Origin of the sequence: Komagataeibacter xylinus (assembly GCF_004302915.1) — a bacterium.
Classification (GTDB): Bacteria; Pseudomonadota; Alphaproteobacteria; order Acetobacterales; family Acetobacteraceae; genus Komagataeibacter; species Komagataeibacter xylinus_C.
In genome coordinates, this window is record NZ_QQBI01000046.1 from 1 (window position 1) to 16,451 (window position 16,451).

Here is a 16,451-nt window from a genome sequence, read left to right on the forward strand (position 1 = left end):
AGATCGGGCTCCTGTGGGATGACTGAATTCTACAAAATAACCCAAAATTTCCTCAAGTGTGAGAAATTCGCGTCGACGCCGGAAAGCGGTTCCCGCGCCGGATATGATGGAGCCAAGCGCAAAAAGGGATCAAAGCTGCACATGGCCGTGGACACGCTGGGACACCTGCTGGCCCTGCATGTCACGCCGGCCAGCCGGGATGATCGCGCCGAGGTGGGACGTCTTGCTACCGCCATTCAAGACGCGACAGACGAGAGCGTTGAGCTGGCCTATGTCGATCAGGGATATACCGGCGAGAAACCTGCCGGGGCAGCACGGGCCCAGGGGATCACCCTGGAGGTCGTCAGGTTGCCCGAAGCCAAACGCGGCTTTGTGCTGCTGCCGCGCCGATGGGTTGTTGAGCGATCTTTCGCATGGGCAACACGCTGTCGTAGGCTCGTCAAGGATTACGAGCGTTACGCTTCAACACTCGCAAGTCTCCATGTCATTGCGTTCGCGTGCTTCATGCTCAGAAACGCCGCTATACTCGCTCACGGTGCATAACACCCTCTAGATTTGGTGAGGCAGGGCGACCGTGTGTGCTGATTGTTATGGGCGTATCAGGGTGTGGCAAGAGTACACTGGCCCAACTGATAGCTGAACGGATGGCCTGGCCCCTTATCGAAGGGGACGACCTGCATCCCCCCGCCAATATCGCGCGAATGAGCAACGGCATTCCGTTGACCGATACGGATCGTATGCCATGGCTTGATCTTATTGCTGGCCGGATACAGTCATGGCGTGATGCAGGTCAGTGTGGCATCGTGACGTGTTCATCGCTCAAGCGCAGTTACCGTAGACAGATTGGCGGCGACAGTGCGGATGTCTGCTTTGTCTATCTCAAGGGCAGCAGGGAGGACATCATGCCCCGCCTGTACCAGCGCACCGGTCATTTCATGCCGGTTGCCATGCTGGACAGCCAGTTCGCCACGCTGGAGGAACCCGACATGCATGAGGAAGTGGTCATGGTTCTGGATGTCAATGCCCCGCAGGAGCATCTGGCTGAACGGGCCTGTGCACATCTGGCCCAGTTTTCCCTGTAAAAACACGACGTGCCGTGACCGGTATTCCCTCAATATCTGAGATCGACACTTCCGAAGCCTTAATTATGCATTTCACCGAGAAATTCCCGCAGAGCCGGTTCGAAATTCTGATTTTCGTGCCCTGGCCTGGTAAGCTTGAGGAGCGCGAAGCGCTGTAGGGCCGACAGATGTCCCCACTGTTCGGGCGTGGGTGCCCTCAACCCACTGGATTGCGCTTTCAGCGTGATCGCATCGGGCACGCCATCAGCCAGTTGCCAGGCTCCCATCCGGGCCGGTGGAAGTAGTTTTGGCTCTTCTCCCGCCCGGGTCCTGATCAGGTGCAGGAGGAACGACCGGTATGCAGCCCGTTCCAGCGGCATGGTGGCGGGGCGGTCCACCAGTGCCTGCCTGTCGTGCTGCGTAAAACGGCTCCACTGGCGCAGGCTTAGTTTTACCCCGCACAGATCCAGCTTCATGCGCACGATCATGGGAACGCAGCGTAATGACAGGGTAAAATCCATTTCGAAATTGAACAGCATGGTTTCCCTCCCCCGCACTGTTCACAGTAATCGCGCGCAGGCAGGGGCAGGATTGGCGGGCACGGGAGCGATCCAGCGCATGAGCATCTGGTGCTCGGCATTGTCCACCCATCCCAGCGCCGTCATATCGCTTATGATCCAGTCAAAGTCGGACGGCAGCAGGCTGCCCCCCGCAAAGGTCACGCATTCGCGTGCGTCCCCACCGGGCAGGATGGCCTCCGTCGCCGCCAGCGGCAATGTTAGCCCGCCATCCGCAACGGGGGCCGCCAGTGCGCGCGCGATGTCCGCGCGGTGACCCGGTTGCTGGCAGAACGCAATCGCGTCCCGCAGGGCATGCGACATGCGGCGGCCCGTCGCATCGCACGACAGGAGTTTCCCCGATGCGACAATGATCTTTTCAACATGGTCGGGCAGGACGGTGGCGGATCCGCCCACGCGAAAGGCAAGTCCGCGCTGTTCCGCCTCGATACCCCATGGCGGACCGACACAGCCGCCATCAATCGCGTTTTCCGCCAGCGCCTGGATCATGTCGGTCGGGGGCATGACAGACAGGTCGATTTCATCTTCCATGCTGACATCGATCATCTTCAGGAAACGCCGGAGAATGAGGAGATGGGTGGAATACATATGCACGACGGCGATACGCGGCTTTCTCCCGATGGTCATGGCCCACAGGTCAAACGCCTGCCGCCCCGGGGAGCCGGCATTCCATGCCCCTTCCACCGGGTTGGCGCCACGCAGCATGATCGTGTTGCCACCCCGGCTGATCCGGCCTAGCGGGCGTAGCCCTGTATCATGCCCGCGCCGCCCGAGTGCAGTCATCATGGCCAGCGGCGCGAAAATGACAGCGGCATCCAGCCGGTTCCATGCCAGACCATCGGCGATGTTGGCCCAGGATGGGGAGACGACGATCTCGATTTCCAGACCATGACGGGCAAAAATGCCCTGCTGCTGCCCCATGATGACTGGCGCGCTGTCAGCCAGCTTCAGCACGCCGATCCGTAACGGTGTGTTCACGATGCCTCATCCTTTTTCTGCGATGCCAGATACTCCCCGGCGACGACCGCGATGCGACGCGATGTCTGCATGGCCCGGCGCTGGAACCACCGATAGGCCTGCGCTTCGCTGGTTTTTTCATTTTTCATGAAACATCTCTTTGCCTGTTCGATCACCCTCCGCTCGGCAAGGACACGCTGCGCTTCGGTCAGTTCGTCGCGCGTGCGACGGAAGCGGGCATACAGCGCGATGGCGGCACGCAGCAGCGGCTTTACATCACGGGGCAGTGCCTCAAGCACGTTGTAGGAACATATGCCCGTATCAAAGGCTGTTTCCATCAGTTCCACATCGTCCTCATCCACAAACAGGGCGACCGGTCGTTCCTGTGCCGAACAGGACAGGGCGCGAATACTGTCCAGCGCGTCACGGTCGGCCCTGTTCATGTCAACCAGCACGACATCGGGCCGACAGGCCCGCACGGCATCGACCAGCGCCGTGCCGGGGGGAACGGTCAGGACATCCAGCGACGCATCGGCGTGCAGCGTCTCCGACAGGGCATGGCCCCTGCGGGGGTTTTCGTCCGCGACCAGCACCCTCAGGCGCGTGCCGGGCACCATGTCCTCACACATCAGTACACATCACGCAGATAGCGGCCTTCGCGTGTCAGGTTGCTTACGAATGCATCTGCATCGCCAGATGACAGGTCACCGTGACGGGCCACGATCCGGCGCAGTGCCGCATCGACATCCCGCGCCATGCGGGTCGCATCACCGCATACATAGATATAAGCCCCATCGAGCAGCCAGTCCCACAATTCGCTGCCTGCGGCTTCCATCCGGTCCTGCACGTACACCCGCTCGGGCTGGTCGCGTGAAAAGGCGGTATCAAGGCGCGTCAGCACCCCGTTTGACAGGAAGGCGTCCAGTTCATCGTGATAGTAGAAGCCTTCCGCCGCGTGGCGTTCTCCGAAGAACAGCCAGTTCCGGCCCGAAGCCTGCCGTGCCGCGCGTTCCTGCAGGAACCCCCGGAATGGCGCAATGCCGGTGCCGGGGCCGATCATGATCATGGCGGCGGCATCATCTGCCGGCAGCCGGAAATGTGTGGTGGGCTGGATGAAAACCGGCACGTCCGCCCCATCGTCCAGCCCCGCCAGCCAGTTCGAGCATATGCCCGGCCATGGCGTAAGGCTGACCCCCATTGTCAATTCCACCACCCGCCCGGATGCCTGTGGCGAGGAGGCAATCGAGTAAAGCCGCGGCTGCATGCGCCGGAACAGGCCCGCTATGTCCTGCGCCGTGACCGACAGCACTACATCGTTCAGCAGGTGGGGCAGGAAACCCGGCGCACAACCACCTAGTGCCTCCAGCATGGCCGGGTTGGGGCGGCTCAGGTCAAGGTGGCGCGTAAGGGCTTCGCGCAGCCCCACCGTTCCGCAGCCGCGCAGCACGATGGGCGTCTCTTCCGGCAGGCGCAGCGCGCGCAGGGCCGCCTGCACATGGACCGCCGGGTTGCTGGGCCATATGCCCAGCGCATCGCCGGGGAACCAGTTCAGTTCCGTTCCGCTTACATCCAGGCCGATACGCCGCGTATCCCTGTCACACCCTGCAGCGCACAGCCGCTCGTTGATGGACAAGCGGGCCATGACCGGGGCCTCCCGCGTGCCGGAAACCGGGGGCGATGGTGCTTCCACCAGTGCGGACGAGGCAACCTTTCCACCGGTTGCGACCTGCGCAAGGGCCGTAAGCATGGTTGTCCGCCACGTCTCGACCGTATCCTTGAAATCCGGCTCGCAGTCCACGCGTTCCACGAATGGCGTTGCCCCCAGTTCCCGCAGGCGTCCGTCCAGCGCACGGCCGAAGCCGCAGAAACTGGCATACGAGGAATCTCCCAGTGCCAGCACGGCAAATATCAGGCCGGGCATGGGGGCCTGGCGTTCACGCAGCATGTCCCAGAACGGAGCGGCGCAGTCTGGCGGGTCCCCGTCACCGAAGGTGGATACCACGAACAGCGCCGGACCCGCGGCGGTGGTGTTTACATCAAATGCATCAAGGCATTTTCCTTCCGCCGCGTGGCCGGCTTCGCGCAGCCAGCCAACGATCGTGGCCGCCAGTCCTTCCGCCCGCCCGGTCTGAGATGCCCACCATACGCTGATACCCGGCGTGGCGGCCGCAGGCGCCGGCATGGTCCCGCCGCCTTCACCCGGCTGCATGCGGCTGTACAAGCCTGCAAGAATACCGCTGATGCGCGCGCGCGCCTGTGCCGGCAGAGGTGCCGATGCGGGCAGCACGGGTAACTCGCCCACGCCCGGCGGGGCCATTTCCAGCCCGTCAAGGAACCCGGACAGCCATGCCCGTCCCTCCTCGGGCAGGGTTGCGGCAACGGACTGGTCCGGCCGCTCCAGACCGAGATGGCTGGCAAGGGCGCGCAGCATCATGGCGGACTCTCCTTTCCTGACTGGTTCCACATCATCGGCGGCCGGGCCTGCGGCCTGTTCTACCCGTTCCAGCGCCACCGCGCAGAGTTTGAAACCGGGTTGCAGCGAAATCGGGTCAACAGCATCCGGTGTAATGGAATTGACCGTCAGGTCCGGCCCGAAACGGTCATTCCAGTGGAACGGGGCAAAGCAGGTGCCGGGCCGTACCCGCGCGGAGATCTGGACCGGCAGGACAATCTGCCCCCGCCGTGATGTAATCCTTACGCGATCGTCCTGCGTCAGGCCAAGCGCATGGGCATCGGGCGGGGCAATTTCTACAAAGGGGCCGGGATTCAGGCGGTTCAGGCTGTCCACGCGGCCGGTCTTGGTCAGCGTATGCCACTGGTGCTGCAGCCTGCCGCTGTTCAGCACGAAGGGGAATTCCTCATCCGGCCATTCATCCGGCCGCATCCACGGACGGGCAAAAAAGACGCCCTTCCCGTCCGGCGTGGCAAAGACCGGGCCGGTGCCGTCGGGGCAAAGGTAACGGATCGGGTGCCGGGCCTGCGTGTCGCCTGCGGGCGCGGGCCATTGCACCGGCCCTTCGCGCAGCCGTACGTGGCTGACGCCTGCAATGTCATAGCCGGTTTTCGGGTTGCCGAACCGGCTGGCCTCGGCAAACACGTCGGCGGCAGAGGTGAAGGCAAAATCTTTCTCATACCCCATGGCACGCGCCACGCGGGCAATGATGTCCCAGTCCGGCAGCGCATCGCCTGGCGGCGGCACGGCCTTGCGGGCCAGTGTCATGGTACGGTCGGAATTGACCTGCACGCCGTCCCCTTCGGCCCACAGGGCAGCGGGCAGCACGATATCGGCAAAGCGTGTCGTCTCGCTATCCGCGAAGGCATCCTGCACGATCACGCATTCGGCCGCCTCCAGCGCCCGGACAACATGGCGGCGATTGGCGACGGTGGCAACGGGATTGGTACAGATGACCCAGCATGCCCGGATCTCACCGCGTTCCATCGCCTCGAACATGGCAATCACGCCATTGCCCCCGGTTTCGCGCAGGGTGCCGGGGGGGAGCGACCACTGTTCTTCGGTAAAGGCACGGTCGGCTGCTACCAGCGTGCTGCGCTGTCCCGGCAGGCCCGGCCCCATGTAGCCCATCTCGCGCCCGCCCATGGCGTTGGGCTGCCCAGTCAGCGAGAACGGCCCGCTGCCGGGGCGGCAGATGGCACCGGTGGCAAGGTGAAGGTTGCACAGGGCGTTGGTGTTCCAGGTACCGGCAATGCTCTGGTTCAGGCCCATGGTCCACAGGCTCATCCACTCCCCAGCCTCCGCAATCCAGCGCGCGGCGGTCAGGATGTCCTCGACCGGCAGGCCGGTGATTTCAGCCATGGTCTGGGGGGCATATTCATCCAGGAAGGGTTCCATCGCCTCCCATCCTGTCGTGCTCCGGGCAATGAAGTCCCTGTCGATCGCATCGTTTTTTACCAGCAGATGCAGCAGGCCATTGAGCAGCGCCAGATCCGTGCCGGGACGGATGGGCAGGTACAGATCGGCCTTTTCCGCCGTGGCCGTCCGGCGTGGGTCAACCACGATCAGCCGTGCACCCGCCCGCTTGCGGTCCATCAACCGCAGGAACAGGATCGGGTGGCAGTCAGCCATGTTGGCGCCAATGACGAAAAACAGGTCGGTGCAGTCGAAATCCTCATAGCTGCCCGGTGGCGCATCGGCACCAAGCGACAGCTTGTAGCCGGTGCCCGCGGCGGCCATGCACAGGCGGGAATTGGATTCAATATGCTGGCTGCGGACAAAGCCCTTGGCCAGCTTGTTGATCAGGTACTGTGCTTCCAGCGACATCTGCCCCGATACGTAAAAGGCAATGGCGTCGGGTCCATGCTCGTCAAGGATGGCGCGCAGCCGTTCCGCCGTGGCGTCGATAGCTTGCTGCATGCCCACAGATACGGCCTGTTCCCCGCGCCGGGGGCGGATGGCGGCATGGCGCAGGCGCTGGTCGGACAGGAGCGGCCGGTCGCACGAACTGCCCTTGGTGCACAGGCGGCCGCCATTTGCCGGGTGCGCGCCATCGCCCCGCACTTTTGCAATACGGCCGTTCTCCACCTCCAGTATGACCCCACAGCCCACCCCGCAATAGGGGCAGACCGTGCGGATGTCCTCCCGCGCCATGGGATCAGGCCGGAATGGGTTCCGGCGTGGCTGTAGCCGTCCGGGCCCGGATCGCCACTTTCCCGTTTTCCACGCGGGCGTCCCATGTCCGCAGCCGGACGGCGGGATCTTCCAGGCACTGTCCGTCCTCCAGACGGAAATGCTGTTTGTAGAGCGGGGAGGCCACCACCACCTGTCCCTTCAGGTCGCCCATGATGCCGCGCCCGATTACATTGGCGTTTGAAAACGGATCATGGTTGTCGATCGCATAGACCCGGGCAGGCGCGCCCTGCGTTGCAGGCAGGTAGAACAGGGCAATCTGGCTTCCGTCATGCCAGGCTACGACACCTGATTTTGCCACCAGGTCATTAAGTCCGCACAGTTCGGTCCAGTCATGCGGGCCGGGTGATGCTACGGTTTCGGGCAGGTTTTCGGCTGGACGGACCTGATCGCGCTCGGGAATGGTGCGGATGTTCGGGTCGGGGCGGCTGTCATTGACGAAGGTGCGGAACCGCTTGAGTTTTTCACGGTCCGTCAGCGCGTCGCGCCACTCGCAGTGATAGTGGTCCACCACCATCTGCATCTGCCGTTCCAGTTCCGCGCAGATGCCAAGGCTGTCGTTGATGATGACATCCTTGAGGTAATCCAGCCCGCCTTCAAGATTTTCACGCCAGACCGAGGTACGCTGCAGCTTGTCCGCTGTCCGGATATAGAACATCAGGAAACGGTCGATGTATTTCACCAGCGTCTGTGCATCGAGATCAGTCGCGAACAGTTCCGCATGGCGCGGGCGCATGCCGCCATTGCCGCAAACGTAAAGATTCCACCCATTCTCGGTTGCGATCACCCCCACATCCTTGCTCTGTGCCTCGGCACATTCGCGGGTGCAGCCGGACACGGCGAATTTGAGCTTGTGCGGCGAACGCAGGCCCTTGTAACGGTTTTCCAGATCCAGCGCCTTGCCCACACTGTCCTGCACGCCATAGCGGCACCATGTGCTGCCAACACAGGACTTTACGGTCCGGGTGGACTTGCCATAGGCCTGCCCGGTCTCGAAGCCTGCTTCCAGCAGTTCAGCCCAGATATCAGGCAACTGGTCCAGTTGCGCACCGAACAGATCGATACGCTGACCGCCAGTGATCTTGGTATAGAGACCGTATTTCTTTGCTACCTGGCCCAGGACAATCAGCTTGTCCGGTGTGATCTCACCGCCCGCAATGCGGGGTACGACCGAATAGGTGCCGTTTTTCTGCATGTTGGCCATGAACGTGTCGTTCGTGTCCTGCAGCGGAATATAGAGCGGGTCCGTAATCGGCCTGTTCCAGGCTGATGCCAGGATGGAACCGACAGCGGGCTTGCAGATATCGCAGCCCAGCCCACCGTTGCCGTATTGCGCCATCAGGTCTTCAAAAGTCTGGATCCCGTGCACGCGGACAAGGGAATATAGTTCCTGCCGCGTGTAGGAAAAATGTTCGCACAGGCTGTGGTCCACCGCAATGCCGCGCGCTTCGAGTTCGGTCTCGAACACGTTCTTGAGCAGGCCCGAACACCCGCCGCAGCCGGTACTGGCCTTTGTGGACTGCTTCAGGGCGGCAATATCCGTACAGCCGCCTTCAATGGCGGTGCAGATCGCCCCTTTCGTCACGTTGTGGCACGAGCAGATCATGGCCGTATCGGGCAGCGCGTCAGCGCCCAGCAGGTCCGCTCCCTCCCCACGCGGCAGGATCAGGGCCGCCGGGTCTGCCGGGGGTTTGATGGCGTTCTGTACATATTGCACGATCGTATCGTAATAGGCGTTATCCCCCACCAGCACGGCCCCGATCACACGACTGCCATCATCCGAGAGCACAAGGCGGCGGTAGGACCCATCCACTTCCCCGATGAAGCGGTAGCTCCGACTACCCGGTGTCGCGCCATGCGCATCGCCAATCGAGCCGACATCCACACCCAGCAGCTTGAGCTTGGTGGACATGTCCGCACCGGTAAAGGCAGCTTCTTCTCCCGCCAGGGTGGATGCGAGCGTGCGCGCCATGGTGTAGCCCGGTGCCACCAGGCCAAAAACCTGCCCGTTCCAGCACGCGCATTCCCCGATTGCGTAGATTGCCGGGTCGGACGTACGGCATTGCCCGTCTATCACAACACCGCCGCGCGGACCGATGGCAAGCCCGCAGTCACGTGCCAGCTTATCCTGCGCGCGGATGCCTGCGGAAAAGACCACCAGATCGGTTTCAAGGAATGTACCATCGGCAAAGACAAGGCGGTGACGATGTGTCTCGCCCGCGGTGATCTGCTGCGTGGCATGGGATGTAAGCACTTCGATCCCCAGTGCCTCGATCCGCTGCTTCAGGGCCTGACCACCATCATCATCAAGCTGCACGGGCATGAGGCGCGGCGCGAATTCCACAACGGCCGTGGACAGGCCCAGCCCCGACAGCGCATTGGCTGCCTCCAGCCCCAGCAGGCCGCCGCCAATGACCACGCCGTGCGATGCGCCCTCTGCTGCAGCCCGGATCATGTCAAGGTCATCCAGCGTGCGATAGACCAGCCCCGCTGTGCCTGTATTGCCCGGAACCGGCGGCACGAACGGCGTGGAACCAGTGGCAAGGATCAACGTGTCGTAAGGTAGCGGGCCTTCGGCGCTTTCCACCATCCGGGCCGCGCGGTCGATGCGGGTCACCCTGACGCCACGGTGCAGGGTCAGGCCGTGGTGGGTATGGAAATCATCCACATGCAGGCGCAGCGCCAGCGCGTCGCGTCCGCTCATATATTCGGTCAGGTGCACACGGTCATAGGCATCGTGAAGTTCGTCACCAAAAATGTGAATCGCGCAGTCCTCATGCAGACCATGCGCCACAAGTTGTTCGGCACAGTAATGGCCAACCATACCGTTGCCGATGATGACGATGTTTCGCGTTCCGGTCATGTTCGTTTCCCCTATCGTACAATCGGCTGTCAGAATTTGAATTCCATGGTCTGCATGTAGAATGCCCCGTCCTTCGCCCCCGCACGGTGCATCCCCTGCGATGCGACGAAGCCTGCGATATCGTGCGTTCATGTCCAGTGGGGCGCGAAATTCCACGCAAGCTGTGTCTGGGGCGTGGTGCCAATGAACCCGCCCAAAAGCCCGTTGCGCCAGCTATAGATCTTGCCGGTGCCATACACTGCATCCTGCGTGCTTTCGCGCCAGAAAACGGGAACATGCAGCTTGAGACGCAGGTTCGCCAGTGGCGCTGCCGTAATGACCGGCCCGATGCCGACGAGGTTCTGCGATGTCAGGGCCAGTGTCACGTCATTATAATACGGCAGCGGGAAATAGGGCGTAGCAAATGTGCCGACCGCGCCATCCTGACTATGGTAGGACCCGCCTGAAAACAGGTCGCCCTGCAATGCGATGGACGGTTTTGCCTTCAGGCTTTTTGCCGTCCATCCCAATGTCCCGTTAACGGCATAGGCGCGCACTGCGCGTGTTGCGCCCCCGCTGGCGGGACGGAATTCGCCGCCCTGGAACACGCCCGTCAGGCTGATATCGAAGGGGCCGACATTCCCCCACATGCGTGCACCGATATTGTCGCGGCGGGTCGATCCGGCCTGCGTGCCCGTTGTGGTGGCCAGCGCCGCCGATGCACCGTTGAACAGGTAGCCAATGAAGAACACATCAGCAAAAACCTGGCTTTTCTGTCCCATGACCGAAAACTTCGGCAGTGCCGTGGACGTATAGATCCCATACATCCGGGCGTTGTAGTTCGTGCCGTCGGCAAAGACATTGCGCGGCAGCTTGTTGGTCTGCATGAAGTCAAACAGGTCCAGCCGGAAGGATTTCCACACCGCATAGCCACGGAATCCATCCCATGACTGCTGTGCGTTGGTCAGGTCGCGTGCGGACTGCATGGTGACAGGGGCATCGAGAAAGATCTGGCGACCGCCGATCACGCCCATCCGTGCGCCCAGCATCCTGCCTTTTACCTCCAGAATGCCCTGCTGGAGATCCAGCCGTTCGCGCTGCACCCCGGTCTGGTAGCCATAATAATTCGATCCCCCGGCGTCGCCCCACAGGAACTCGGCATAGGCGCGGACATGTTCACCCAGGTGCAGGTCGGCACCATACTGGCTGCGCAGTAGTACGCGGCTGGCGTTGGTCTTGCCCGCGGTTCCCATCTGCGGCTGGTTTTCAAAGGCGTAGCGTAGCCGTTCCTCCCCACTAATGGACAGCCAGATATCGCCCTTGTCCGTCAGGGGAATATATTTCAGGCGGTTGAACCAGTCGTTCCGGCGCTGTTCAGGTGGCGTATTGACAATGTCGCTCCAGTCCTCGGCCCAGCGCGCCTGTCCGAAACCACCAACGGTCCCGAAACCGGCCGCGGCCCCTTTTCCGGCATTGAATGCCCCCCAGTCGGGGCTGTGTGGCAGTGTCACGTGGTGGATGGCCGCCTTCTCAGGTGGACGGGACGAGGTCGGGCGGATACCGGTTGCCGTGACACCCGCGGCGGGTGCCGTGTCGGCAAGGGCCGCATGGCCGGTACACAGGCTGGCAAGAACGGTGGTGAAGCCGACCGTAAGCGAAGCGGGCCGGAGCGCGTCGGAAATACAGGTCACGGGATACGTTCCTGATCTGATATTATGAAGAGGCGGTCGCATCGGCTTCAGCCGACATCCGGGGCCGTTCAGCCGCCCAGCGGCGACGGCACACGCCAACACAGGCAAACGCCACCAGCGTAACCGAGGCAAAGCCCAGGAAGCCGGGACCGTAGGACCCCGTAGCCTGTCGCGCGGCCCCGAGTGATGACGCCAGATAGAACCCGCCAACCCCGCCGCTCATGCCCACCAGCCCGGTCAGGATACCGACGCGGCTGGGGAAACGTGTGGGCACAAGCTGGAAGACCGCGCCATTGCCCAGACCCAGCACGAGCATGCCCAGGAAAAAAGCCGGGAAGGCCAGCCAGATCGTGGGCAGGCCGAACCCGATCACGGCAAAGATGGCGACAGCAAGCGCGAACAGGATGCTCAGGGCGCGTTCGCCGCCGATCCGGTCGGCCATGGCGCCCCCCAGAGGACGCACGAAGGACCCGACAAACACGACCAGCGCCGTACAGCTTCCGGCAATGGCAGGCGGCAGGCCGTACTGGTCGTTGAAATAGATGGTCAGGAACGAGGCAAGCCCCACAAAACCGCCGAATGTCACGCCATAAAAGAACATCAGCAGCCAGCAGTCGCCGCTGCGCAGGACGGGCAGCCACGTCAGCAGACCGCCACTGGAGCGACGCTGCGGCGGTTCACTGGCCAGAAATATAAAGGCGACCAGCACGGCGGTCAGTGGCAGCGTTGCCAGCCCCAGCACATTGACCCAGCCATAAAGCACGGCCAGGCCAGGTGCAAACAGCGAGGCAAGCGCCGTGCCGGAATTGCCGGCCCCGGCAATTCCCAGCGCCGTGCCCTGATATTGTGGCGGATACCATGCGGAGGCCAGCGGCAGCGCAATCGCGAACGACGCCCCGGCGACGCCCAGCACAAGTGCAACCCCGAACAGTGCGCCATAGCTGTGTGGCGCGATCAGCCATGTCAGGAACAGCCCGGCGATGACAAGAATCTGGGCGCCAATCGCGACCCGTCGCGGCCCGAAATGATCGACCAGCGCGCCGGCGAGTACACGCAAAAGCGCACCTGCCAGAACCGGGGTCGCGACCAGCAGGCCCTTCTGACCGGCATTCAGATGCAGGTCGTGAGCAATCGAAATGCCCAGCGGGCCAAGCAGGACCCACACCATGAACGAGACATCGAAATACAGGAACGCCGCAAGAAGGGTACGCGGGTTTCCGGCTTTGAGGAATCCTGTGTCCACGTCATCGCATCCAGTCCCCATCCATCAGGTGTGACGGAGACGCTTTTATTCAGGCACGGAGACCATCGTTGGCCGTCCGGGTGTCGTCGTGATTGTTTGTGCCATTTCCACGTCGTTCACCGCCATTGATGAACGCGTCTTTCAGGAAACCTGTCTGGTATTTAATTGCACGCGGAACAATGCGATGTCAAAACATTTTTCTCGTGTTGTCATGGCAGAATCATATGAGCCAAAGCCGTCGTCCCAGAAAAGATACCTGCCAAACCGCGCAATTTCGAGACATTGCATAAAAGATCGTGGCAGGGGATCGCAATGACCGGCGAGACGGTTTTTGCGTAGATACCACTGGCACAATCGCCCGGTCGTTGGAGCGTGCATTCCGGGAGCGCTTCGCCACCGCGTAAGTGGCCGATCGGACACCCATGCCGCCGCCACCTTCAAGCAAGGCAACATATGGGCGCATGGTTGGACCGATCCCCGAAACCAAGAACGCCATGCACTTCCGCTGGCTTGGATTTACGTCCCAAGATCCGTTCCTGCACACCGTCGCGGTCCACGAATACTCCCGCTTGTGCCCACTGGCTGGCCGGTCATTTGAAATCACCCTGCTGCAAGGATTATGCGGACGGCATCAGGCCATCAACCTGTAAGCAGGCTTCATGCCGCTGAGTGGGAAACGGATGGAGCATGTTCCCGATACGCTGGGCACTGGAGCACCGCGTACGAGATTATGCAGATGTTTTCGGACCACCCAACAAAACGACCCATGCATAAAAGGTATGCGTGGCCATAAAGGTATAAAATATTGACATCTTTAAAGACATCCAGAAAGATATTCCTAAATATATATCTTTAAGAAAGATCGGAAAAAATGGCGTCACCTCTGGATGACAAGACCCGCAGCATCATCAAGGCCTGCGTGCCCGCGCTGGAAGCACATGGTCTGGCGATAACGACGGAAATGTATCGCCGCCTGCTGGCCAATCCAGATATTCGCGATCTGTTCAACATTTCGCACCAGAAGGACGGGGAACAGCCAAAGGCACTGGCGCTTGCAGTGCTGGCCTATGCCCGCAATATCGACAACCTTGGTGCCATGGCCGGTGCGGTCGAACGCATTGCGGAAAAGCATGTCGGGCTGAACATCCTGCCCGAGCACTATCCTTATGTTGCCGATGCCCTGCTGGGCGCCATCGCCCATGTTCTGGGGGATGCGGCAACCCCCGATATCATGGATGCGTGGGGCAAGGCCTACTGGTTCCTGGCTGAAATCCTGATCGGGCGGGAAGAACAGATTTACGTGGCCCATGCCGCGGCCCCCGGTGGCTGGGTTGGCTGGCGTCCCTTCCGTGTCAGCCGCCGCACGGTGGAAAGTGAGACCGTTACCTCCTTCGAACTGGCGCCCGTCGATGGCAAGCCCGTCATGCGCCATGTGCCGGGGCAGTATCTCAGCTTCCGCCTCGACGTGCCGGGATATGGCTCGGAACGGCGGAATTACAGCATTTCTTCCGCACCCGGTTCACAGTCCTACCGCATCAGCGTCCGTCGCATCGACAATGGCGTGGTATCCGACTGGCTGCATGACAGCGTGCAAGAGGGCACGGTGCTGCAGGTTTCCGCTCCGGCGGGTGATTTCACGCTGGGCAACCCGGCCCCCGCACCCATCGTATTCCTCAGCGCGGGTTCTGGCCTGACGCCATTCATTTCCATGCTGGGCGCGCTGGATGCGGCTGCGGCCACGGGCGTGCGTTACATCCACACCACCCGTACGCCCGCAACGGAAGCCTTTGGCCCCTATATCCGCGACCTTGCCGCAAAGGGCATGCTGCGCGCCGATCTGTTCTACAGCCGCGCTACACCGCAGGCAGCACAGGACGCCACAGGCGTCACCACTCACGCAGGCCGCATGACACCAGCATGGCTTACGCACGAAATCGACCGGTCCGCGAGCTATTATATCTGCGGTCCCGACAGCTTCATGCGTGATGCCATCGCCACGCTGAAGGCGGGTGGCGTGCCCGAAAGCCAGATCCGTTTCGAATTCTTCGGTTCCGCGGCGGATGCGGCCCTGGTCGGATAGGCATGGCGCACCCCATCCATGTCAGGCGGGTTTATGACCCGCCCGCACCCGATGATGGCAGCCGCGTGCTGGTGGACCGGCTGTGGCCCCGTGGGGTCAGCAAACAGCGCGCTGACCTGACGCTGTGGCTGAAAGATATCGCGCCCAGCACCGGACTGCGGCAATGGTTCGGGCATGACCCGGCCCGGTGGGACGGGTTTCAGGAACGCTACAGCGCGGAACTGCAGGCCAATCCCAATCCGGTGCAGCAGTTGCTGGACATGGCGCGCGCCGGTCCCATCACCCTGCTGTATGGCGCGCGTGACACGCAGCATAACGAGGCGGTTGTACTGGCCGCCTACCTTCATCGCCTGCTGGACCACGCGTGCTGAACGATACCGCCATTTCCTGTGTCAGCACGGCAGAAGGCATATCCCTTCGACCCGAATGGTCGCGGGTTGACGTGCTCCCCATTTTGTATCCACCCAAAATGAAGAGTTCCCGGTTTTCATGTCTCGAGGTTGATGAGAAGACAAGGGACGTTCGTGTGCAGGTCTTGCACTTAGGTGGTTCCTGACGCTCCGCATGAGGAAACGCGCGGCCTGTGCCACCTGATGAAGCGCAGAAAGGACGATCTCGTAGGCGTTTGATGTCCTGACGCGCTTTCCCAGGGCCTGGTCATACACGTAGCGCGGCGTGTGCTTCACAATGCCCAGGGCATACGCTCGGTTCAGGGCATTGATAACGGTTCGACGACAGGCCCCAGACTTCTCGGCCATCGCCTCATGGCTGGGAAACATGGCCCCATCGTCGCCCATGAATTCTGGCAAAACAGCCAGCGCATGAGCCTCGCCAAGCGTTAGCTTACCTTCCGAACGGAAACGCCGAAGCACGGCCTGAAACCGACGAATGATCTGCCATTTTGTCAGGGGGCGGGAAGTCTTGGAAGCGATGGTCATTGTCTATCCTCACTCGGACTGACCATCTTCTCTTGAGGGAACCACCCAGTTTGGGCTATCGTTCTCTCGGAAAGCTGGCCCGTCCACTTGTACTGGCGGGTCAAGCTGAAAGGTCGGAGTTCGCGCTCCGGCCTTTCGCCGTTTCTGGGGCCTACCTTTCGCCCTTTCCCGAAAAAAAGCAACCTTGCCGAACCTTCATTCGGGGATCGCTAAGGCTCAGCCTTGGCCGCTGGAAATTCGTGAGATTTCCGCGCTCCGCACGACAAACCAAAAGTTTGTATAAGTGCGCCCTTCTGGATTTGGCACCAAACCGGCGCACGGCAAACGAAAGTTTGTGTAATACCAACCATTGTTTGGCCTGACTCACGGGGTACCCATCGGTTTAAAAATGTGATTCACAGGATGCTGACCATTCT

Annotated in this window: 12 protein-coding genes and 1 pseudogene; 5 read left to right on the top strand and 8 right to left on the bottom strand. The window is 61.7% G+C overall.

The window, feature by feature from the left end:
* Together DV027_RS15545 and DV027_RS15550 are read left to right on the top strand one after the other, a co-directional pair.
* On the top strand, positions 1 to 543 hold a 543-nt coding region (locus DV027_RS15545), incomplete at its 5' end, for a transposase (RefSeq protein ID WP_242621957.1).
* A gap of 47 nt (positions 544 to 590) precedes the next feature.
* A complete protein-coding gene (locus DV027_RS15550; protein WP_084149753.1) occupies positions 591 to 1,082 on the top strand; it encodes a gluconokinase in 492 nt (163 codons plus the stop codon).
* Between the two features lie 59 nt (positions 1,083 to 1,141).
* Here the strand turns inward: DV027_RS15550 and DV027_RS15555 are convergent, their stop codons facing one another.
* The 7 genes and pseudogenes from DV027_RS15555 to DV027_RS15585 all read right to left on the bottom strand — a co-directional run bounded on the left by DV027_RS15555 (position 1,142) and on the right by DV027_RS15585 (position 13,017).
* On the bottom strand, positions 1,142 to 1,600 hold the full coding sequence (locus DV027_RS15555) for a nitrate reductase associated protein (RefSeq protein WP_130732822.1): 459 nt from the start codon (positions 1,598 to 1,600) through the stop codon (positions 1,142 to 1,144).
* A gap of 21 nt (positions 1,601 to 1,621) precedes the next feature.
* Positions 1,622 to 2,617: an ABC transporter substrate-binding protein gene (locus DV027_RS15560; protein ID WP_130732823.1), complete on the bottom strand. Its 996-nt coding sequence runs from the start codon at positions 2,615 to 2,617 to the stop codon at positions 1,622 to 1,624.
* Positions 2,614 to 3,225 carry an ANTAR domain-containing response regulator gene (locus DV027_RS15565; protein ID WP_130732824.1) on the bottom strand — a complete coding sequence of 204 codons (612 nt, stop codon included), beginning with the start codon at positions 3,223 to 3,225 and terminating at the stop codon, positions 2,614 to 2,616. The genes DV027_RS15560 and DV027_RS15565 overlap by 4 nt, the downstream gene beginning before the upstream one ends.
* A complete protein-coding gene (locus tag DV027_RS15570; protein ID WP_130732825.1) occupies positions 3,225 to 7,202 on the bottom strand; it encodes a bifunctional nitrate reductase/sulfite reductase flavoprotein subunit alpha in 3,978 nt (1,325 codons plus the stop codon). The genes DV027_RS15565 and DV027_RS15570 overlap by 1 nt, the downstream gene beginning before the upstream one ends.
* Before the next feature lie 4 nt (positions 7,203 to 7,206).
* Positions 7,207 to 10,104: a nitrite reductase large subunit NirB gene (nirB, locus tag DV027_RS15575; RefSeq protein ID WP_130732826.1), complete on the bottom strand. Its 2,898-nt coding sequence runs from the start codon at positions 10,102 to 10,104 to the stop codon at positions 7,207 to 7,209.
* A gap of 29 nt (positions 10,105 to 10,133) precedes the next feature.
* Positions 10,134 to 11,774 (bottom strand): annotated as a pseudogene (locus DV027_RS15580) (alginate export family protein).
* A 22-nt stretch (positions 11,775 to 11,796) separates the two neighbouring features.
* Positions 11,797 to 13,017 carry a nitrate/nitrite transporter gene (locus tag DV027_RS15585; RefSeq protein WP_053323963.1) on the bottom strand — a complete coding sequence of 407 codons (1,221 nt, stop codon included), beginning with the start codon at positions 13,015 to 13,017 and terminating at the stop codon, positions 11,797 to 11,799.
* A 461-nt stretch (positions 13,018 to 13,478) separates the two neighbouring features.
* Here DV027_RS15585 and DV027_RS15590 point away from each other — a divergent pair, with 461 nt between their 5' ends.
* From DV027_RS15590 to DV027_RS15600, 3 genes are all read left to right on the top strand, one after another.
* Positions 13,479 to 13,667: a hypothetical protein gene (locus DV027_RS15590; RefSeq protein WP_019092494.1), complete on the top strand. Its 189-nt coding sequence runs from the start codon at positions 13,479 to 13,481 to the stop codon at positions 13,665 to 13,667.
* Positions 13,668 to 13,888: 221 nt separating this feature from the next.
* Positions 13,889 to 15,097: an NO-inducible flavohemoprotein gene (gene hmpA, locus DV027_RS15595; protein WP_130732827.1), complete on the top strand. Its 1,209-nt coding sequence runs from the start codon at positions 13,889 to 13,891 to the stop codon at positions 15,095 to 15,097.
* Positions 15,098 to 15,099: 2 nt separating this feature from the next.
* Positions 15,100 to 15,468, top strand: a complete 369-nt coding sequence (locus DV027_RS15600) for a DUF488 domain-containing protein (protein WP_019092496.1) — start codon at positions 15,100 to 15,102, stop codon at positions 15,466 to 15,468.
* Positions 15,469 to 15,489: 21 nt separating this feature from the next.
* On the opposite strand, the gene DV027_RS15605 is transcribed toward DV027_RS15600, so the two are convergent.
* Positions 15,490 to 16,035: a helix-turn-helix domain-containing protein gene (locus DV027_RS15605; RefSeq protein ID WP_019092497.1), complete on the bottom strand. Its 546-nt coding sequence runs from the start codon at positions 16,033 to 16,035 to the stop codon at positions 15,490 to 15,492.
* Positions 16,036 to 16,451 lie beyond the last annotated feature (416 nt).

Coding starts and splice junctions, on each gene's coding strand:
- DV027_RS15565 (WP_130732824.1), bottom strand. CDS start 3,225: ATGTGTGAGGACATGGTGCCCGGCACGCGCCTGAGGGTGCTGGTCGCG.
- DV027_RS15555 (WP_130732822.1), bottom strand. CDS start 1,600: ATGCTGTTCAATTTCGAAATGGATTTTACCCTGTCATTACGCTGCGTT.
- DV027_RS15570 (WP_130732825.1), bottom strand. CDS start 7,202: ATGGCGCGGGAGGACATCCGCACGGTCTGCCCCTATTGCGGGGTGGGC.
- DV027_RS15605 (WP_019092497.1), bottom strand. CDS start 16,035: ATGACCATCGCTTCCAAGACTTCCCGCCCCCTGACAAAATGGCAGATC.
- DV027_RS15590 (WP_019092494.1), top strand. CDS start 13,479: ATGGTTGGACCGATCCCCGAAACCAAGAACGCCATGCACTTCCGCTGG.
- DV027_RS15550 (WP_084149753.1), top strand. CDS start 591: ATGGGCGTATCAGGGTGTGGCAAGAGTACACTGGCCCAACTGATAGCT.
- nirB (WP_130732826.1), bottom strand. CDS start 10,104: ATGACCGGAACGCGAAACATCGTCATCATCGGCAACGGTATGGTTGGC.
- hmpA (WP_130732827.1), top strand. CDS start 13,889: ATGGCGTCACCTCTGGATGACAAGACCCGCAGCATCATCAAGGCCTGC.
- DV027_RS15600 (WP_019092496.1), top strand. CDS start 15,100: ATGGCGCACCCCATCCATGTCAGGCGGGTTTATGACCCGCCCGCACCC.